Below are 17,280 nucleotides of genomic sequence, written 5' to 3' on the forward strand. Positions count from 1 at the left end.
TTTACCCCAAATAAACGACTTTTCTAGGGATATGGACATGACAGACTCGAGCCTGCCTCAACCCCGCGCCGCGGCCCTGTTCCGACGCGCATGGAAAGAGCACCGCATCTGGCTGATGTCGGCGCTGATCTTGATCGTTCTTGCGGTCTTTGACGCGACACAGGCGCGCGCCACGCTCGCCTTTACGGCCGACGCGCTGCTCGGCACCGCGCCGTTTCTCTTGCTCTCCATCGGCATCGCAGCCTGGGCCACTGCAACCGGTGCGGATAATCTGATCGCCCGCGCCTTTACCGGCGCGCCCGCCGTGATGATCCTGCTTGCGGCCTTGGCGGGGGGGCTCTCGCCCTTTTGCTCTTGCGGGGTGATTCCGCTGATCGCAGCGCTTTTGGCAATGGGCGTACCACTCTCGGCGGTCATGGCCTTCTGGCTTGCCTCGCCGGTCATGGACCCGTCGATGTTTGTGCTGACAACCGGTGTTCTGGGGCTGGAATTTGCCATTGCCAAGACGCTCGCCGCCATCGGTCTGGGGCTTATGGGGGGATGGGTCGTGCATCTGTTGGGCCGCGCCGGGGGGCTGAGTGATCCGCTGCGCGATGGAATCGGCAACGGCGGTTGTGGCGGCAGCAAAGTGCGCGCACCCAAACCTGTCGTCTGGCGCTTTTGGACCGATCCGGCGCGCAGGGCCAAGTTCGGCCGTGAGGCGCTGAATGTGACCCTGTTTCTGCTGAAATGGCTGACTCTGGCCTTTATACTGGAGAGCCTCATGCTCGCCTTTATCCCGGCAGAGACCATCACGCAGGCGCTTGGGGGCACCGGCATTATCCCGATCCTGTTGGGCACTCTGATCGGCGTGCCTGCCTATCTGAATGGTTACGCCGCCCTTCCGCTGGTCGGCGGGTTGATTGGCCAGGGCATGGCCCCCGGTGCCGGTCTCGCCTTTCTCGTGGCCGGTGGCGTCACGTCCTTGCCGGCGGCCATCGCAGTCTGGGCCTTGGTCAAGCCACGGGTTTTCGCGCTCTACATCGCACTGTCGCTCACCGGGGCGTTTGCGGCGGGCCTGATCTTTCAACTCTGGAACATGGCATGAGACAGTTGCAGATTGAGGTGAGCGGCCTTGAGCCCGGCGCGCGCCTGCTGGCCCCGGCCGGCATGTGCAGCCCTCAAAACGCGGTAACACGGGCAAGCGTGACCGGCGGGCGGATCATCGACGTCGCGCTAGAGGCCGAATTGGGCCTTGCGGCACTCTGGATCGAGGCGGCGGACGAAACTGTCACCCTCACCCATACCCTCGGCTCTGCGCCCGAGGCCCAAGACTATCCCGCGGCGGTCTATACCCCACGCGTCACCCGCTATACCGTCGCTGCCGATGATCTGGCCGAGGCCAGCCGCACCATTGCCACCAAGGCAGGCGGAGGGCGCGCGGGCATCGACGCATTGGTCGCCGAGGCTGAGGCGCGTTTCTCCTACGATCATCCCGAGGCGCGGTTCAATGATGAGGCCGAAGCAGTGCCCTACCTCTCATGCGGCACAACGCCCGGCTCTTGCGTGGATATCAACACCTATCTCGTCGCCAGCCTGCGCGCGGCGGGCTATGAGGCGGGCTATGTCTATGGCTACTTCTTTCCGGCGGAAAAGGGGGGCACCACCCATGACATGCATTGCTGGGTTGTCACCCGCCATGCAGGCGAGGTGCTAGACTGGGACATCGCGCATCACATGAAGGCGGGGCTTGGACCCACAAAACCCGGTCTCAATCCGCGTCCCGGTTGGCGTGTCGCGCTCGGGCATTCGATGGGTCACGGCTATGACATGGGCGACACGATGGCCCGCCTCAAACTCCTGGCCGAGCCGATACAGCCGGGGCCGGACGGCACATGGCGGAAACTGCCCATCATCGCGCGGCTGCCCGCGACCTGACCCTTGCAGAGCTGCCTGCATTTTGAGCATAAACCGCTGGGAGTCTGCCTCTCAGCGGTTTAGTTTTGCCCAATGGTAAATTTCTGTAGAAAATTGACCGGATAAATTTTACCAATTGGTAAAACCAAAAAGACTGCCCACTGACAACATGGAGATCAACATGACACGCCTGCCACTTTCTCGCCGTCGCTTTATGGCCACCACGGCCGGCGCCGCGCTCATCGCCGGGGCCTCTGGCCTGCGCTCGCCGCTGCGCGCCGCCGAACCGATCAAGACCGCCGGTATCTACACGGTGCCCGTCGAACAACAATGGGTCAGCCGGATTCACAAGGCCGCCATGACCGCGCAAGAGCGGGGCGATGTCGAGTATGTCTATTCCGAGAATGTCTCGAACACCGATTACGCCCGTGTCATGCGCGAATATGCCGAACAGGGCTACAAGCTCATCATCGGTGAGGTCTTCGCGGTCGAGCAAGAAGCGCGCGAAGTGGCCGCCGATTACCCCGATATCGCCTTCCTGATGGGGTCGAGCTTCAAGGAGGACCCGGCGCTGGCGAATTTCGCGGTGTTCGACAACTATATTCAGGACGCCTCTTACCTCTCGGGCATCATTGCGGGCGCGATGACCAAGACCGCCAATATCGGCATGGTCGGCGGTTTCCCGATCCCCGAGGTCAACCGCCTGATGCACGCCTTCATGGCCGGTGCCCGTGAAATGAACCCCGAGATCAAGTTCCAGGTGAGCTTTATCGGGTCCTGGTTCGATCCGCCCAAGGCCAAGGAAACCGCTTTTGCCATGATCGAGGGGGGTGCGGACATGCTCTATGCCGAACGCTTTGGCGTGTCGGATGCGGCGCAGGAAAAGGGCGTGTTGGCCATCGGCAACGTGATCGACACCCAAGCCGACTATCCCGAAACGGTCGTCGCCTCGGCACTCTGGCATTTCGAACCGACGCTTGATGCGGCGATTGCCGCTGTGAACGCGGGCAATTTCACAGCCGCCGACTACGGCGTCTATTCCTTCATGAAGGCAGGCGGATGCTCTCTGGCGCCGCTTGGGACCTTCGAGGGCAAGGTGCCCGAGGCGGCACTGGCGCTGGTGGCAGAACGCGAGGCGGCGATCAAGGCGGGCACCTTTACCGTCGAGATCAACGACGAAGAGCCGAAATCCTCGTAAATGACAGGCGCAGATACGGCGCAGGTCGTTCTGCGCCTTGACAGGATCACCAAGCGTTTCGGCGCGCTCACCGCGAATGACGCGGTGAGCCTCGACCTGCATCGAGGCGAGGTCGTGGCCCTCCTGGGGGAAAACGGTGCGGGCAAAACCACGCTGATGAACATCCTGTTCGGCCAGTATACCGCCGATGAGGGACAGGTGATGGTGATGGGACAGGCCCTGCCCCCCGGCAATCCCCGTGCCGCATTGGAGGCGGGCGTGGGTATGGTGCATCAGCACTTCACGCTGGCCGACAACCTCACCGTTCTGGAGAACGTCACGCTAGGCACCGAGCCGCTTTGGCGCTGGCGCTCGGAGCGTGCCGCCGCGCGCACCAAGATCGCAAGGCTTTCCGCCGATTTTCACCTGGCGGTCGATCCTGACGCGCGTGTCGGTAGCCTGACCGTGGGGGAACGGCAGCGGGTCGAGATCCTCAAGGCGCTCTACCGCGAAGCGCGTATTCTCATTCTCGATGAGCCGACCGCCGTTCTGACTCCACAGGAAACAGACGATCTCTTTGCTACCCTGCGCGAGGCGGTGGCCAAGGGCCTCTCGATCGTGTTCATCAGCCACAAGCTGCATGAGGTGATGGATATTGCCCACCGGGTCGTGATCCTGCGCCATGGCAAGGTGGTGGCCGAGATGGAAACCGCCAATACCGACCGTCACGCGCTTGCCGCTGCTATGGTCGGCAGTGACGTCAGCGCGCCACGGGTTGCCCCCGGCACGCCTGGCGCGCCACTCTTGCAATTGCACGCCGTCACCACGGCCGACCGGGGCAGCGCGCCGGGGTTGAAATCCCTGAACCTCGCCCTGCGCGCAGGCCAGATCACCGGCCTTGCCGGAGTTTCCGGCAACGGGCAAGCGGCGCTGGCCGATGTGATTGCCGGTCTCAGCATCCCTGCGTCGGGTCGGCTGGATCTGGGCGGCGCGGAAATGGCGCAATGGAGCCCACGCGCCGCAGTCGAGCACGGGATCGCGCGTATCCCCGAAGACAGGCACAAAACCGGCACAATCGCCGATTTCTCCCTCACCGAGAATGCCATTCTGGAGAGCTATCACAAACCCCCGATGAGTCGCGCGGGTTGGATGAGCTGGCCCCGCGCCGAGGCCGAGACACAGGCGATCATCAAAGGCTACGACATTCGCTGCCCAGGGCCAGATACACGCATTCGCCTGCTCTCGGGCGGCAACATGCAGAAACTGATCCTTGGCCGCGTGCTCGAGGCCAATCCGCGTATCATCCTCGCCAACCAGCCCGTGCGCGGACTGGACATCGGCGCCGTCAACTATGTGCATGAACAGTTGCTCAAGGCCCGCGACCGGGGCGCGGCGGTGCTTCTGATTTCCGAAGATCTGGACGAGATCATGGCGCTCTCGGACGTGATCCATGTGATGTCCGAAGGTCGCCTCTCGCCCGAATTTGCGCGCGGCACGATGACCCCTGCCGAACTGGGCGTCTGGATGGCGGGTCACGGGTTTGAAGCGGGGGTGGCACATGCGTCTTGAACCCATCGCCAACCCGAGCCTCGCGCGCAGCACTCTGCCGCCCGTGCTGGCGATTGCCGCAACGGTGATCGTGGCCTCGCTTTTGGCGATGCTGGCGGGGGCCAATCCCTTTGCCGTATTGGGATTGATCCTCAAAGGCGCGGCGGGATCAAAATTCGCGGTGTTAGAGACACTCAACCGCGCCACGCCGCTCATTTTCACCGGGCTTGCCGTGGCCGTTGCATTCCGTGCCCGGCTCTGGAACATCGGCGCGGAGGCACAGCTCTATGCCGGGGCCCTGATGACGGTGGTCCTTGGAACTGGCGCGTTGCCATGGTCTGCCACAGCGCTCTTGCCCACGCTGGTCCTCGTGTCGATGTTGGCGGGCGCGGCTGTTCTGCTCGTCCCCGCGCTGCTCAAGGTACGGTTTGGCGTTGATGAGGTGGTCACGACGCTCCTCTTCAACTTCATCTTTCTCCTCTTCATCTCACTCCTGCTGGAAGGACCGCTCAAGGACCCGATGGGCATGGGCTGGCCCAAATCCGAACGCCTGATTGCCGAGGCGCGCCTGCCGCGTATCGTCGAGGGTCTGCGCCTGCATTGGGGCTTTGCGCTGGCTCTCATCTCGGCCGCGCTCGTTTGGGTGATCCAGCGACGAACAACCCTGGGCTATGAAATGCGCGCCGTTGGCCTCAATCGTGAGGCAGCGCGCTTTGCGGGTATCCCGGTCAACGCGGTACTGATCAAGACGGCGCTTCTGTCGGGTGGCCTTGCGGCGCTCGCCGGTTTCTCGGAGGTGGCAGGCGTCAAGGGCAGCCTCACGCTCGATCTCAGCCCCGGCTTTGGCTATACCGGGATCATTGTGGCGATGCTGGCGCTGCTCAATCCGCTCGGCGTCATCGCTGCCGCCCTCTTCGTGGCGGGTATCTTCGTGGGTGCCGACAGCATGAGCCGCGCCGTGGGCGTGCCGACCTATCTGGCCGATATCATGCTGGCGACAGCACTCTTGCTCATGGTGCTGGCGATATTGCTCACGCGATTCCGGGTGGTGAGGGAATAGCGCATGGACATACTTGATATCCTCCTCTCCGCCAGTTTCTGGGCCGCCGCGATCCGCATTGCGAGCCCGCTGATCTTTGCCACCTTGGGCGAGTTGATCTGCGAGCGCGCGGGCGTGCTCAATCTTGGCATCGAGGGGATCATGGTTGCCGGTGCATTTGCCGGATGGATGGCGGTGTATTCCGGTCTGGGTCTCTGGCCGGGTGTTGCGGTGGCGATGGTCGTCGGCATGGGCTTTGGCGCGGTGCATAGCCTCTTGACCGTGCCTTTCGGCCTCTCGCAGCATGTGGTGGGGCTTGGCGTCACGCTCCTTGCTACCTCCTCGACCTATTACGCCTATCGCCTCGCCCTGCCAGAGGTGACAAGCCCGCCGAAAATCACGGCCTTTCAGCCATGGGAGATCCCGCTGCTGTCCGACATTCCGCTGATCGGCCCAGCGCTTTTCTCGCAGACACCACTGACCTATCTGGCCTTCCTCCTCGTGGGCGTGGTCAGCCTCGTGCTCTATCGCACGCCGCTTGGCCTTGCGCTGCGCGCGGCGGGCGAGAATCCGGCGGCGGTGGCGGCACAGGGCCTGTCTGTCACGGGCTTGCGCATGGGCGCGGTGATCGTCGGATCGGGGCTGATGGCCATGGGGGGTGCGTTTCTGACCATGTCGGCCTTTGACTCCTTTTTCTTCGAGATGGTCAACGGGCGCGGCTGGATCTGCATCGCGCTGGTGGTGTTTGGCGCTTGGAAACCGGGCAAGGCGCTGTTGGGCGCAGTGCTGTTTGCGGCCTTTGACGCGCTGCAAATCCGGGTGCAGCAGACACCGCTCGGCGCGGACATTCCCTATCAGGTCTTTCTGATGACGCCCTATGTCCTCTCGATCCTCGCGCTCATCGTCATGTCGCGCCGCGCCGAGGTGCCGGCTGCCCTGATGGTGGCCTTCAACAAGGGAGAACGCTGATGTTCGATCTGATCGTCAAGGGCGGCACGCTGCCCGATGGCACCGTGGCCGATATTGGCATTGCCGGCGACCGGATCACGGCGATTGGGCGGCTTGAAGGGGCCGAGGCAGGCCAGGTGATCGACGCCAGCGGCGATCTGGTCAGCCCGCCCTTTGTCGATCCGCATTTCCACCTTGACGCGACGCTGAGTTACGGCCTGCCACGCATCAACGCCTCGGGCACGCTGCTGGAGGGGATCGGCCTCTGGGGCGAACTCAAGCAGATCGTCACCGAGGAAGAGATGGTCAACCGCGCTCTGGAGTATTGCGATTGGGCCGCTTCAATGGGCCTCTTGGCGATCCGCAGCCATGTCGATACCTGCGACGACAGTCTCAAGGGCGTGGCGGCCATGCTCGACGTGCGCGACAAGGTCAAAGGCTATATCGACCTGCAGCTTGTGGCCTTTCCACAGGATGGTTTCTACCGCGATCCCACCGCGCGCGCCAACACGCTCCGTGCCCTCGACATGGGCGTCGACGTGGTGGGCGGCATCCCGCATTTCGAACGCACGATGGCGGATGGCGCAGCCTCGGTCCGGGAACTCTGCGAGATTGCGGCGAAGCGCGGCCTGATGGTGGACATGCATTGCGACGAGAGCGACGATCCCCTCAGTCGCCATATCGAAACACTGGCCTATGAGGCGCAGCGCCTCGGGCTTCAGGGGCGGGTTGCGGGCAGCCACCTCACCTCGATGCATTCGATGGACAATTACTATGTGTCCAAGCTCTTGCCGCTGATGGCCGAGGCAGGCGTCGCCGCAATCCCCAATCCGCTGATCAACATCATGCTGCAGGGGCGGCACGACACCTTTCCCAAGCGGCGCGGTCTGACGCGGGTCAAGGAAATGCAGGCGCAGGGCATCACCGTCGGCTGGGGGCAGGATTGCGTGCGCGATCCATGGTATTCGCTCGGCACCGCCGACATGCTTGATGTCGCCTTCATGGGGCTACACGTGGCCCAGATGAGTAGCCCCGAAGAAATGCGGCGCTGTTTCGACATGGTGACGGTCGAGAACGCGCGCATTCTGGCGCTGGCGGATTATGGCTTGCATGTGGGTGCCGTGGCTTCGCTCGTCGTGCTCGACGCGGGCGATCCGATCGAGGCGGTGCGCCTGCGCGCCGCGCGCCTTGCGGTCGTGTCCAAGGGGCAGGTGATTGCGCGCACACCGCGCGGAGATGCCACGCTAGAGATCGCGGGGCGGCCCGGTTCTGTGCGGCGGCGGCACCCGGTTGCATAGGCGTTTCCCGGCCTATCAGCCCGGATGACCAAGCGGCAGGCTTGCACCCGGAGCAGCAAGACAGGAACATCGCGGCAAATTCTTCAGGAGTGGTCCCCCATGCGTGCCCTTTGCCTCGTTCTGCCTTTCGCCTCGCTCGCCTTGCCCGCCATGGCCGCGGATATCGCCCTCTCGAGCCGTGTCAGCGCCGTAACCCTCTATCCGCAAGGCGCAACCGTGACCCGCGAAGTGGCTTTTAGCGCCCCGGCGGGGCAGCATGACCTGATATTGGCCGATTTGCCAAAAGGCACGCCCCTCGCCTCTGTGCGGGTAGCGGTTGAGGGCGCGCGTATGGGAGGGCTCACCACGCGCAACGATTACGTGCCGCCCCGCGATGCCCCCGAAAGTGCGGCCTTGATCGCGGCCCGTGCCGAGGTCGAGCGGCTGGAAGAGGCGTTGCGCCTTGCCCGCGAAGGCATCGCCGACATAGAGATCGAGGCCGAGGCGGCACGCGCGCGTATCGCCTTTCTGGCGCAGATCGGTCAAGGGGACGGGACCGCAACCCTGACGCCGGATCAACTGCGCGACCTGAGCGCCATGATCGGCAGCGAGACCCTGTTGGCCCGTCAGGCCGAAGCCGCCGCAACCCGCCGGGCCGAGGCCGCCAAACGTGCCCTCAAGGACCAGATCAAGGCGCGCGATGCCGCGCGGCAAGCGTTGAACGCACTCGTGCCCGAGGACGAGGCCCGCGCCATGCTCGCCGTGGCGATCACCTCGGATGCAGACACCCAAGGCACGCTGACCGTAACCTACACCATCCCCGATGCAGGCTGGCAGCCGCTCTATGATCTGCATCTGGCGCGCGACAGCGGCGCACTCAGGATCGAACGCGGCGCTTTTGTGCAGCAATCCACCGGCGAGAATTGGCAGGACATCGCGCTCACCCTCTCGACCCTGCGACCGTCAGAGCAGACCGAACCGGGACAAATCTGGCCTTGGATCGTGCGGATTGATGATCCCGAGGCGATTCAACCGATGGCGCGCGGCAAGGCCGAAGCGGTGTTCATGGCCGCACCCGTGGCAGAGGCCGCGGCCTCTGACATCGCCGTTGCCAGCTTTGATGGGCTATCGGTCAGCTATCGCTATCCCGCCCCTGTCAGTGTCACCACCGGGGCGGATAATGTGCGCCTCATGCTGGCCCCGATGGAAACCAGGGCCGAGGTCGTGGCACAGGCGGTGCCGATGCTGGATCAGACCGCCTATCTCATGGCGCGCCTGACGAATGACACCGGCGAGATCCTCTTGCCCACATCCGAGGCGCGGTTCTACCTCGATGGGCGCTATGTCGGGCAACGCTGGCTGAACCTGATCCCCGACGGGGCCAAGGCGAGCATGTCCTTTGGCCCCATCGAGGGGCTCCGCCTGACCCGTCTTGTACGCGACCGCAACGAAGGCGACCGGGGGATCCTCACGAAATCCAATGAGCAGACAGAGACGGTCGAGATCAGCGTCGAGAACCTGACCGGCGAGACGTGGCCGCTGCGCCTGATCGACCGCGTGCCGGTGTCCGAACAAGAGGATCTGGAGATAACCTGGAGCGCCGATCCCATGCCCACAGAGCGCGATGTCGACGATGCGCGCGGGGTGATGGCGTGGACCTTTGATCTTCCTTCTCAGGAGACGCAGACAATCACGGTAAACACGCGAATGACGTGGCCCGAGGGCAAGGTGCTGCAATGACAGCGGCGGTTTATCGCTTCGCTTCCCAACTGCTCGATGCATATTGGCGAGTGTAGAATTCCGCCATGAGGCCGATCATCAAAAGCGCAAGGCCGACATAATACGGATATTCAAGCGAGGTCCGATGCGGCGTGTAGTTGATGAAAACGAAGCCGCGCGTCTGGTCGATGATATGAAACAGCGGGTTCCAGTCGAACATGTTCATCATGAAGGTGGGCAGGGTGTTGACCACGAACATCTTGCCCGATGCGATCATGTTTGCGCGCTGATAGATCATGGCAATGATCGAAACCAATCCCGGCGCCCATGGCTTCATCGCCAAGAGCACGAGACCTACGGCAACGCCCGTGAACCACGCAGTCAGTATCATCCCAAAGGCTTGAATGGGCTGATAGATACTGATCGGCACAAAACCCACGTGATAGATGAACAGAACAACGAACAGTGACAGAACCTGAATGTAAAGCGAGCTGAGCGCCGCCGAACAGATCGCGATGACCGTGTTCATCGGCGCGTGTTGCATCATCGGAGAAGCCGGCCCTTCGGCCCCCATGACCGCGCTCATCGCCTTGATATGGGTGATGTAAACAAAGATGCCGGACATCATGAACAAAAGAAAATCACCGCGGATTTTCATACCCTTGAGGCCGAGCACGGTGAACAACAGGTAGAATGCCATCACCATGATGATCACGGTCATGATGTTCTTGACCAATGCCAGCACAGCATTTCGATCGCTCTTGCGCACGTCCCGCACGGCGGCATGATAAATCAGTTCAGCAATGTTGATTGCCGAATGCAGGCTCGATCTGGGTCGCGTGGTCTTGAACATGGCGCGGGGCCGCTGGCCTCTTATTTTTGGTCCGGGTTTCTTGCCGTCCTTGCGAGAGCGTATCATAAGGGCGCAGATATAATCCATCGGTTAACGGCGCAAAGTGGCGTCTTGGCGGCAAAGGAGTGGCGATTTGGAGTATGACAGGCTGATTTCGGTGATGCGGGCCCTAGCGCTTGAAGCCGGGGCAAAGATCATGGACATCTACGAGGCGGATGATTTCGCGGTAAAGGTCAAGTCCGACGCAAGCCCCGTGACAGAGGCGGACGAGGCGGCCGATGCGATCATTTCCGCCGGCCTGCGCGCCGCTTTCCCCGAGGTTCCGCTGGTGACAGAGGAACAGGCAACATCGCATGGCGAGACGGCCAAGACCTTTCTGATCGTCGACCCGCTGGATGGGACAAAGGAATTCATCAACCGGCGCGGCGATTTCACAGTCAACATCGCCTATGTCGAAGCGGGCGTGCCGACCCGTGGCGTGGTCTATGCCCCAGCCAAGGGGCGCATGTTCTACACGCTGGCCGATGGCAATTCGGTCGAGGAAGAAGGGCCGTTTGCATTGGACACGCCCGGTGCCTTGCGGCCCGTTCGGGTGGCGCAACCGGACAATACCGCGCTCATGGTCGTGGCGAGCAAATCGCACCGCGATCAGGCCACCGACGACTACATCGGCAAATACGCGGTCAAGGACATGACGAGCGCGGGCTCCTCGCTCAAGTTCTGCCTTGTCGCGACCGGCGAGGCCGATCTCTATCCCCGTCTGGGGCGCACGATGGAATGGGACACAGCCGCCGGGCATGCCGTGCTGAACGGGGCCGGGGGGCAAGTGGTACGCTTCGAGGATCACCAGCCGCTCACCTACGGAAAGGCAGATTTCGCCAATCCGTTCTTCATCGCCCTCGCCCCCGGCGTGGTCCTGAAAGGAGCATGAGATGAGCGTCGTCATCGTCATTCCCGCGCGTTACGCCTCGACCCGTTATCCCGGCAAGCCGCTCGTGGCCCTGACCGGGGCCACGGGCGAGGCAAAGAGCCTGATCCGGCGCTCATGGGAGGCCGCCCGTCAGGTGCAGGGTGTCGACCGGGTTGTTGTGGCCACCGATGACGACCGTATCCGCGCAGCCTCCGAGGCATTCGGTGCAGAGGTCGTCATGACCTCTGAAAGTTGCGGCAACGGCACCGAGCGCTGTGCCGAGGCGCTGGAGGTCATGGGCGGCGACTATGACATCATCGTCAACCTGCAAGGCGACGCACCGCTCACCCCGCATTGGTTCGTCGAGGATCTGATCGCTGGCCTGCGCGCAGATTCCGGGGCAGAGGTGGCAACGCCCGTGCTGCGATGTGACGGTCGCGCCCTCAACGGCTTTCTCGACGACCGCGCAAATGGCCGGGTCGGCGGCACAACGGCGGTCTTTGGCGAGGGCGCGCGCGCGCTCTACTTTTCCAAGGAAGTGATTCCCTACACCCCTCGTCGCTATGAGACCGACGAGGAGACGCCGGTCTTTCACCATGTCGGTGTCTACGCCTACCGTCCGCAAGCGCTGCGCGACTATGCCACTTGGCCGATGGGGCCGCTGGAAAAGCTCGAAGGGCTCGAACAGCTGCGGTTTCTCGAACGCGGACGCCCGGTGCTCTGCGTCGAGGTCGCGGCGCAGGGGCGGCAATTCTGGGAGTTGAACAACCCCGAAGACGTACCGCGCATCGAGGCGATGATGCGGGAAATGGGCATGGGCTAAAGATCGCTCATCAATACCCTGCCAAAGCGCAACATTTCGCGAATTTTCCCCTTAACACGATGCAAAAGACGTCGCTGTTGTGTAAGGTGACCAAAAGTTTTCCAGGAGCATTCCATGCGTAGCAAAGTAACCAAGGCAATCTTTCCAGTCGCCGGGCTTGGAACACGGTTTTTGCCAGCCACGAAATCGGTGCCCAAGGAAATCATGACGCTGGTTGATCGCCCTTTGGTGCAATACGCCATAGACGAGGCGCGCGCCGCCGGGATCAAGGAATTCATCTTCATCACCTCGCGCGGCAAAGGTGCGCTTGAGGATTATTTCGACTACGCCCCACAGCTTGAGGCCGAATTGCGCCGCAAAGGTAAGGATGATCTGCTCGAAATCCTGAAATCCACCAACATGGACAGCGGCGAAGTGGCCTATATGCGCCAGCACAAGCCGCTAGGTCTGGGCCATGCCGTGTGGTGCGCGCGGCGGCTCATCTCGAACGAACCTTTTGCCGTGATCCTGCCGGACGACGTGATCGCCGCGGAAAAGCCCTGTCTTGCACAGATGGTCGAAGCCTTTGAGGAAACGCAGGGCAATATCGTGGCGGCAATGGAAGTGCCGGACGCCATGACAAAGTCCTACGGTATTCTCGATATCAAGGAGGATATGGGAAGCATCGTGTCGACCAAGGGCATGGTGGAAAAGCCGGCCGCAGGCACAGCGCCCTCGAACCTCGCGGTGATCGGGCGTTATATCCTGACCCCCACCGTCTTGCAGAAACTGAACCGCAAACAGGCAGGCGCGGGTGGCGAAATCCAACTGACCGATGCCATTGACGCCGCGCGCGAAGATGGCGAAGAGGTCTACGGTTTCCGCTTTCAGGGCCAGCGGTTCGATTGCGGCTCTAAAGCAGGGTTTTTGCAGGCAACGGTGGCGTTTGCCCTGGCGCGTGACGAGTTGCGGGATGAACTCTGGAATTACATTTCCGACGTGGTCCACTCTGAAAAAGCGGCTCAGTAAGACTCCACGAAAGGAAGTCTGGTGACGCATATTCTGGTCACAGGCGGGGCGGGCTATATCGGCAGCCACGCCTGCAAGACATTGGCGGCTGCGGGCTATACGCCCGTCACCTACGATAATCTGTGCACAGGCTGGCAGGACGCCGTGAAATTCGGCCCCTTCGAGCAAGGCGATCTGACGGATCGCGCGCGGCTCGATGAGGTATTTGCCACCTATCGACCCGCGGCGGTGATGCATTTTGCAGCACTCAGCCAGGTGGGCGAGAGCATGCGTGATCCAGGTCTCTATTGGCACAACAACGTCGCCGGGTCGCTGTCTCTGATTCAGGCGGCAGTGGCGGCGGACTGTCTCGACTTTGTGTTCTCCTCGACCTGCGCCACCTATGGCGATCAGGACAACGTCCTGCTTGACGAAGGGTGCGCGCAGCATCCGATCAATGCCTATGGCGCCTCCAAGCGCGCCATCGAGGATATGCTCCACGATTTCGGGGCCGCATATGGCCTGCGCCATGTGATTTTCCGCTATTTCAACGTCGCGGGTGCCGACCCAGAGGCAGAGATCGGTGAATTCCACCAACCCGAAACCCATCTCATTCCGCTGATGCTGGATGCAATCGACGGCAAGCGTGATGCGCTGACGATCTTTGGCACGGATTACGACACGCCCGACGGCACCTGCATCCGCGACTATGTGCACGTCAGTGATCTGGTTGATGCACATGTTCTTGGCCTCAAATGGCTGGAGGCAGGCAAGGGCAGCCGCATTTTCAACCTTGGCACCGGCACCGGATTTTCCGTGCGCGAGGTGATCGACCAATCTGCGGTCGTGACCAACCGGGCCGTGCCCGTGGTCGAAGGCGCACGGCGGCCAGGCGACTGCACGCGGCTTGTTTCGGGATCGACCCGCGCCGCGGCAGAGCTGGGCTGGCAGCCGAAACGCTCCACGCTCACACAGATGATCGAGGATGCGTGGCGCTGGCATCAGACTGGACATTACGACAAATAGCGCTGACTCTGCCGCTTGGGGGATCACGGGGACCACATGGGCGCGGGCGAGAGGATCAGCAATCTGGCGATGGACTATCGCTTGCGATGGAAGCGGCGCCGCCTGCTCTGGCGCAGCTTTCGCAAGAGACGGCAATTGCGCTGTGTTCGTGACGAAACATCCCGGATCAGACCCGGTGACATCCTATGTTTCAGCACAGTCCGGAACGAGGCGCTGCGTCTGCCCTATTTCCTCGACCATCACCGGAACCTTGGCGTGCGGCATTTTCTGATTGTCGAGAATGCCAGCGACGATGGCACACGTGACTACCTCGCCGCACAACCCGATGTCTCTTTGTGGAGCACGGATCATAGCTACAAGCTGTCGCGTTTTGGCGTTGATTGGTTGACCTGGTTGCAGATGAAGCACGGACACGGTCATTGGTGCCTGACCCTCGATGCCGACGAATGCCTGATCTATCCCTATCACGACACGCGAACCCTGCCTGCGCTCTGCGAGTGGCTAGAGGGACAAAAGCGCCGGTCCTTCGGCGCGCTGATGCTTGATATGTACCCCCAAGGCCCCCTGTCGACCTATGCCTACGAGGCCGGAACAGACCCGTTTCAAGCACTCTGCTGGTTCGATGGCGGCAATTATGGCATGCGGCGCAAGCCAGATTTGCAGAACCTGTGGATTCAAGGCGGCCCGCGTGCCCGGATGTTCTTTGCCAGCGATCCACGCCGTGCACCAACCATGGGCAAGGTGCCCTTGGTCAAATGGAACCGACGCTATGCCTATGTGAGTTCCGCGCATGCGCTCCTGCCCCGACGGCTGAATCATGTCTATGACACGACCGGGGGCGAGATGACCTCGGGCATCCTGCTGCACAGCAAATTCCTCAACACCGTGGTCGAACGCTCTGCCGAAGAAAAGGCCCGGCAAGAGCATTTTGCCAATAGTAGTCTCTATGACGGCTACTACGACGCGTTGCAGGCAGACCCGGATCTATGGTGCGAAGGTTCGACCCGGCTGGTTGGCTGGCGCCAACTCGAGGCGATGGGGCTCATGTCGCGCGGCGGTTGGAATTAGCCAATCTCGGCGATAAGGGCCTGATAGCGCGCGGTGTAGTCATTGCGCGTCTCGACCGGGGGACGAAGGGTGATGCAAAGCCCTTGCAGCAGCGCAGGATCAGGTTTGCCAAAGAAACGATCCGCCTCAGCCACCGAGAACCCCGCGATCTCCGTTGCCTCCATCCAGGCGCTGATTTTATCGGCCTGCTTGATCTGTTTCTTGATCGCAGGCGGGATCGCGGCGGGCAGGCCAAAGCGGATGTGGATCGCCGCAGCAAGGCGTCTGTCAAGATCGTCATAGCCCGGCCCGACCGCGTTCTTGACCGGGGATATCATGTCGCCGATCACGTATTCCGGCGCATCATGCAGGAGCGCGGCCAATCGCCATTTGGCGGGAGCAGCAGGCGTCAGGCGGGAATAGAGCCTTTCGACCAGCAAGGAGTGCTCGGCCACCGAGTAGGCAAAATCGCCCAAGGTCTGCCCATTCCAGCGCGCAACAAAGCTGAGCCCGTGTGCAATGTCCTCGATCTCGATATCGACGGGCGTGGGATCGAGAAGGTCGAGCCGGCGGCCCGAGAGCATCTTTTGCCAAGCGCGGGGTTTCGGCATGGGTCCTCCGGTTGATTTGACCGACCCTGCCTAGCGCGGCTGAGGCGCTTTTGCAAAGCTCTCTTGTATCCGCGCCAAAAGAGGGGAATCAGCGCGTGCCGCAACGAAATTATATCCTTTGAACGTGTCGGTCTTTACCGCCCTGACGCTGGCAAGATCGGACATCGGTCTGAGGGTGCTTTCGCTGGAATAGAGCCTCATCTCCGGCTGTGCCAGCAAATGCGCGCTCACCGTGCAATCCGGATCATTGCCGTGATCCTCGTAGATCAGAACGGACCCATCGCTCAGAGCGCGGGCCGCGCCAGCGATGGCCTCTATCTCGGCTCCCTCGACATCAAGCTTGATCAGTGCGGCGGTGCCAGTTGGGACAAGATCGTCGATGGCAAGCGTCGTCACGGTCTCGGTCCGGTCCTGCGCGCCCGCTGGCACGGCGCCCATCAGGCGGGCAGAGGCATGGCTGAGATGTGTATTCACAAACGTCAGCACCTGGCCAGACCGCGCATGGATCGCCGCGCGGTGGATCGTGACGCCCGGCAGTGTGCCCGCGTTGACCCGCAACCGATCGAATGTCCGCGCCGACGCCTCGACCGCGATCACGCGCTCAAAGAGCGGCACGGCGCGGGTGGTCCAATACCCCATGTTTGCGCCGAGATCGCAAAAGAGCGGCGTCGCCCCGGCGGCAGCGCGCAACACCGCGTCAACCTCGGGCTCATAGGGCGCAAGATAGAGCGCAAAGCGGGTCCAATAGCCATCATTGAGCAGGATACGATAGGGCGCGGCATCGCCGTCATGCAGGATCACTGCGTTCTCGGGGTCGAAAAGCCGCCCAAGCCCGCGCGCAAACCGGCCATAGAGCCCGCGCGTCACGGCGAGACGAAAGAGCCCCATCAAGAGCATGTACTGCAGCCGCGCGGCAGGGCTGGAGAAGGTGAGGCGAGGTGAGGTGATCATGGCGACAGACCTAGGCAATGGTCGATCCGGGTGCAAACCCTAAACACAGGGGCAACACGCGCTTGTGCTCGGAGTTTTAGTGTAACGCGATCCTCGACCACCCAGATTGACGGCATGGACACCCGGCGCAGTCATGCGCCAGAGCTGAGGAGAAAGGCCATGTTCAAACGTCTCTGTTCCACCGCTGTCATCTTTGGTGCCGCAGCGCTGGCACCGCCCGTCCACGCGCAAATGATCACCTGCCTGCCGCGCGCCGATCTGATCGAACACCTTGAGGGGCGCTATTCCGAACATTTGACCGGCGGTGGGCTGCAAAGTGCGCAACAGTTGCTTGAAATCTGGGCGTCGGATCAGACCGGCAGCTTCACCGTCTTTGTGACCCGGCCTGATGGGCTGAGTTGTGTGATCGCCACGGGCCAGAATTGGCAGGACGCCGCACCAACCCACCCAGAGGGGGTGGCGGGCTAA

The 17,280-nt window shown here is 62.2% G+C and carries 17 protein-coding genes; 14 read left to right on the plus strand and 3 right to left on the minus strand.

What is annotated here, in order from left to right; all coding sequences use genetic code 11:
• Positions 1-31: 31 nt before the first annotated feature.
• The 8 genes from MVC20_RS17075 (at position 32) to MVC20_RS17110 (ending at position 9,625) form a co-directional block, all read left to right on the plus strand.
• The gene (locus MVC20_RS17075; protein ID WP_297543563.1) at positions 32-1,087 is read left to right on the plus strand and encodes a permease; all 1,056 of its coding nucleotides are present in this window, start codon (positions 32-34) and stop codon (positions 1,085-1,087) included.
• Positions 1,084-1,917, plus strand: a complete 834-nt coding sequence (locus MVC20_RS17080) for a transglutaminase family protein (protein ID WP_297543565.1) — start codon at positions 1,084-1,086, stop codon at positions 1,915-1,917. Before MVC20_RS17075 ends, MVC20_RS17080 begins: the two co-directional genes overlap by 4 nt.
• A 148-nt stretch (positions 1,918-2,065) precedes the next feature.
• A complete protein-coding gene (locus MVC20_RS17085) occupies positions 2,066-3,094 on the plus strand; it encodes a BMP family protein (protein WP_297543567.1) in 1,029 nt (342 codons plus the stop codon).
• On the plus strand, positions 3,095-4,642 hold the full coding sequence (locus tag MVC20_RS17090) for an ABC transporter ATP-binding protein (RefSeq protein WP_297543569.1): 1,548 nt from the start codon (positions 3,095-3,097) through the stop codon (positions 4,640-4,642).
• Positions 4,632-5,681, plus strand: a complete 1,050-nt coding sequence (locus MVC20_RS17095) for an ABC transporter permease (RefSeq protein WP_297543571.1) — start codon at positions 4,632-4,634, stop codon at positions 5,679-5,681. The genes MVC20_RS17090 and MVC20_RS17095 overlap by 11 nt, the downstream gene beginning before the upstream one ends.
• A gap of 3 nt (positions 5,682-5,684) precedes the next feature.
• Positions 5,685-6,629 (plus strand): ABC transporter permease, encoded by a 945-nt coding sequence (locus tag MVC20_RS17100; RefSeq protein WP_297543573.1) that lies wholly within the window; start codon positions 5,685-5,687, stop codon positions 6,627-6,629.
• Positions 6,629-7,906, plus strand: coding sequence for an amidohydrolase family protein (locus tag MVC20_RS17105; RefSeq protein WP_297543575.1), 1,278 nt, complete (start codon positions 6,629-6,631; stop codon positions 7,904-7,906). Before MVC20_RS17100 ends, MVC20_RS17105 begins: the two co-directional genes overlap by 1 nt.
• 99 nt (positions 7,907-8,005) lie before the next feature.
• Positions 8,006-9,625 carry a DUF4139 domain-containing protein gene (locus tag MVC20_RS17110; protein WP_297543577.1) on the plus strand — a complete coding sequence of 540 codons (1,620 nt, stop codon included), beginning with the start codon at positions 8,006-8,008 and terminating at the stop codon, positions 9,623-9,625.
• 10 nt (positions 9,626-9,635) lie between these two features.
• Here the strand turns inward: MVC20_RS17110 and MVC20_RS17115 are convergent, their stop codons facing one another.
• Positions 9,636-10,457, minus strand: a complete 822-nt coding sequence (locus MVC20_RS17115; protein WP_297543579.1) for an ABC transporter permease — start codon at positions 10,455-10,457, stop codon at positions 9,636-9,638.
• Positions 10,458-10,590: 133 nt separating this feature from the next.
• Here MVC20_RS17115 and cysQ point away from each other — a divergent pair, with 133 nt between their 5' ends.
• From cysQ to MVC20_RS17140, 5 genes are all read left to right on the plus strand, one after another.
• Positions 10,591-11,388 carry a 3'(2'),5'-bisphosphate nucleotidase CysQ gene (gene cysQ, locus MVC20_RS17120; RefSeq protein ID WP_297543581.1) on the plus strand — a complete coding sequence of 266 codons (798 nt, stop codon included), beginning with the start codon at positions 10,591-10,593 and terminating at the stop codon, positions 11,386-11,388.
• A gap of 1 nt (position 11,389) precedes the next feature.
• Positions 11,390-12,190 carry a manno-octulosonate cytidylyltransferase gene (locus MVC20_RS17125; protein WP_297543583.1) on the plus strand — a complete coding sequence of 267 codons (801 nt, stop codon included), beginning with the start codon at positions 11,390-11,392 and terminating at the stop codon, positions 12,188-12,190.
• A 114-nt stretch (positions 12,191-12,304) separates the two neighbouring features.
• Entirely contained in the window at positions 12,305-13,198 is an 894-nt protein-coding gene (locus tag MVC20_RS17130; RefSeq protein WP_297543585.1) for a UTP--glucose-1-phosphate uridylyltransferase, read from the plus strand.
• A gap of 21 nt (positions 13,199-13,219) precedes the next feature.
• A complete protein-coding gene (galE, locus tag MVC20_RS17135) occupies positions 13,220-14,203 on the plus strand; it encodes a UDP-glucose 4-epimerase GalE (protein WP_297543587.1) in 984 nt (327 codons plus the stop codon).
• A 36-nt stretch (positions 14,204-14,239) separates the two neighbouring features.
• Positions 14,240-15,271 (plus strand): glycosyltransferase family 2 protein, encoded by a 1,032-nt coding sequence (locus tag MVC20_RS17140; protein WP_297543588.1) that lies wholly within the window; start codon positions 14,240-14,242, stop codon positions 15,269-15,271.
• On the opposite strand, the gene MVC20_RS17145 is transcribed toward MVC20_RS17140, so the two are convergent.
• The gene (locus MVC20_RS17145; protein ID WP_297543590.1) at positions 15,268-15,861 is read right to left on the minus strand and encodes an HD family hydrolase; all 594 of its coding nucleotides are present in this window, start codon (positions 15,859-15,861) and stop codon (positions 15,268-15,270) included. The genes MVC20_RS17140 and MVC20_RS17145 overlap by 4 nt on opposite strands.
• Before the next feature lie 30 nt (positions 15,862-15,891).
• Positions 15,892-16,812, minus strand: a complete 921-nt coding sequence (locus MVC20_RS17150) for an FkbM family methyltransferase (RefSeq protein ID WP_297543592.1) — start codon at positions 16,810-16,812, stop codon at positions 15,892-15,894.
• 159 nt (positions 16,813-16,971) lie between these two features.
• Here MVC20_RS17150 and MVC20_RS17155 point away from each other — a divergent pair, with 159 nt between their 5' ends.
• Positions 16,972-17,280, plus strand: a complete 309-nt coding sequence (locus tag MVC20_RS17155; protein WP_297543594.1) for a hypothetical protein — start codon at positions 16,972-16,974, stop codon at positions 17,278-17,280.

The organism is Roseovarius sp., from assembly GCF_027019125.1.
Lineage (GTDB): Bacteria > Pseudomonadota > Alphaproteobacteria > Rhodobacterales > Rhodobacteraceae > Roseovarius.

Bases quoted from the DNA above. Each gene is read 5' to 3' on its own strand.
- MVC20_RS17090 (WP_297543569.1), top strand. From the start codon at position 3,095: ATGACAGGCGCAGATACGGCGCAGGTCGTTCTGCGCCTTGACAGGATC.
- MVC20_RS17085 (WP_297543567.1), top strand. From the start codon at position 2,066: ATGGAGATCAACATGACACGCCTGCCACTTTCTCGCCGTCGCTTTATG.
- MVC20_RS17075 (WP_297543563.1), top strand. From the start codon at position 32: ATGGACATGACAGACTCGAGCCTGCCTCAACCCCGCGCCGCGGCCCTG.
- MVC20_RS17140 (WP_297543588.1), top strand. From the start codon at position 14,240: ATGGGCGCGGGCGAGAGGATCAGCAATCTGGCGATGGACTATCGCTTG.
- MVC20_RS17150 (WP_297543592.1), bottom strand. From the start codon at position 16,812: ATGATCACCTCACCTCGCCTCACCTTCTCCAGCCCTGCCGCGCGGCTG.
- MVC20_RS17145 (WP_297543590.1), bottom strand. From the start codon at position 15,861: ATGCCGAAACCCCGCGCTTGGCAAAAGATGCTCTCGGGCCGCCGGCTC.
- MVC20_RS17110 (WP_297543577.1), top strand. From the start codon at position 8,006: ATGCGTGCCCTTTGCCTCGTTCTGCCTTTCGCCTCGCTCGCCTTGCCC.
- MVC20_RS17080 (WP_297543565.1), top strand. From the start codon at position 1,084: ATGAGACAGTTGCAGATTGAGGTGAGCGGCCTTGAGCCCGGCGCGCGC.
- MVC20_RS17130 (WP_297543585.1), top strand. From the start codon at position 12,305: ATGCGTAGCAAAGTAACCAAGGCAATCTTTCCAGTCGCCGGGCTTGGA.
- MVC20_RS17100 (WP_297543573.1), top strand. From the start codon at position 5,685: ATGGACATACTTGATATCCTCCTCTCCGCCAGTTTCTGGGCCGCCGCG.
- MVC20_RS17115 (WP_297543579.1), bottom strand. From the start codon at position 10,457: ATGTTCAAGACCACGCGACCCAGATCGAGCCTGCATTCGGCAATCAAC.
- MVC20_RS17105 (WP_297543575.1), top strand. From the start codon at position 6,629: ATGTTCGATCTGATCGTCAAGGGCGGCACGCTGCCCGATGGCACCGTG.
- MVC20_RS17125 (WP_297543583.1), top strand. From the start codon at position 11,390: ATGAGCGTCGTCATCGTCATTCCCGCGCGTTACGCCTCGACCCGTTAT.
- MVC20_RS17155 (WP_297543594.1), top strand. From the start codon at position 16,972: ATGTTCAAACGTCTCTGTTCCACCGCTGTCATCTTTGGTGCCGCAGCG.
- MVC20_RS17095 (WP_297543571.1), top strand. From the start codon at position 4,632: ATGCGTCTTGAACCCATCGCCAACCCGAGCCTCGCGCGCAGCACTCTG.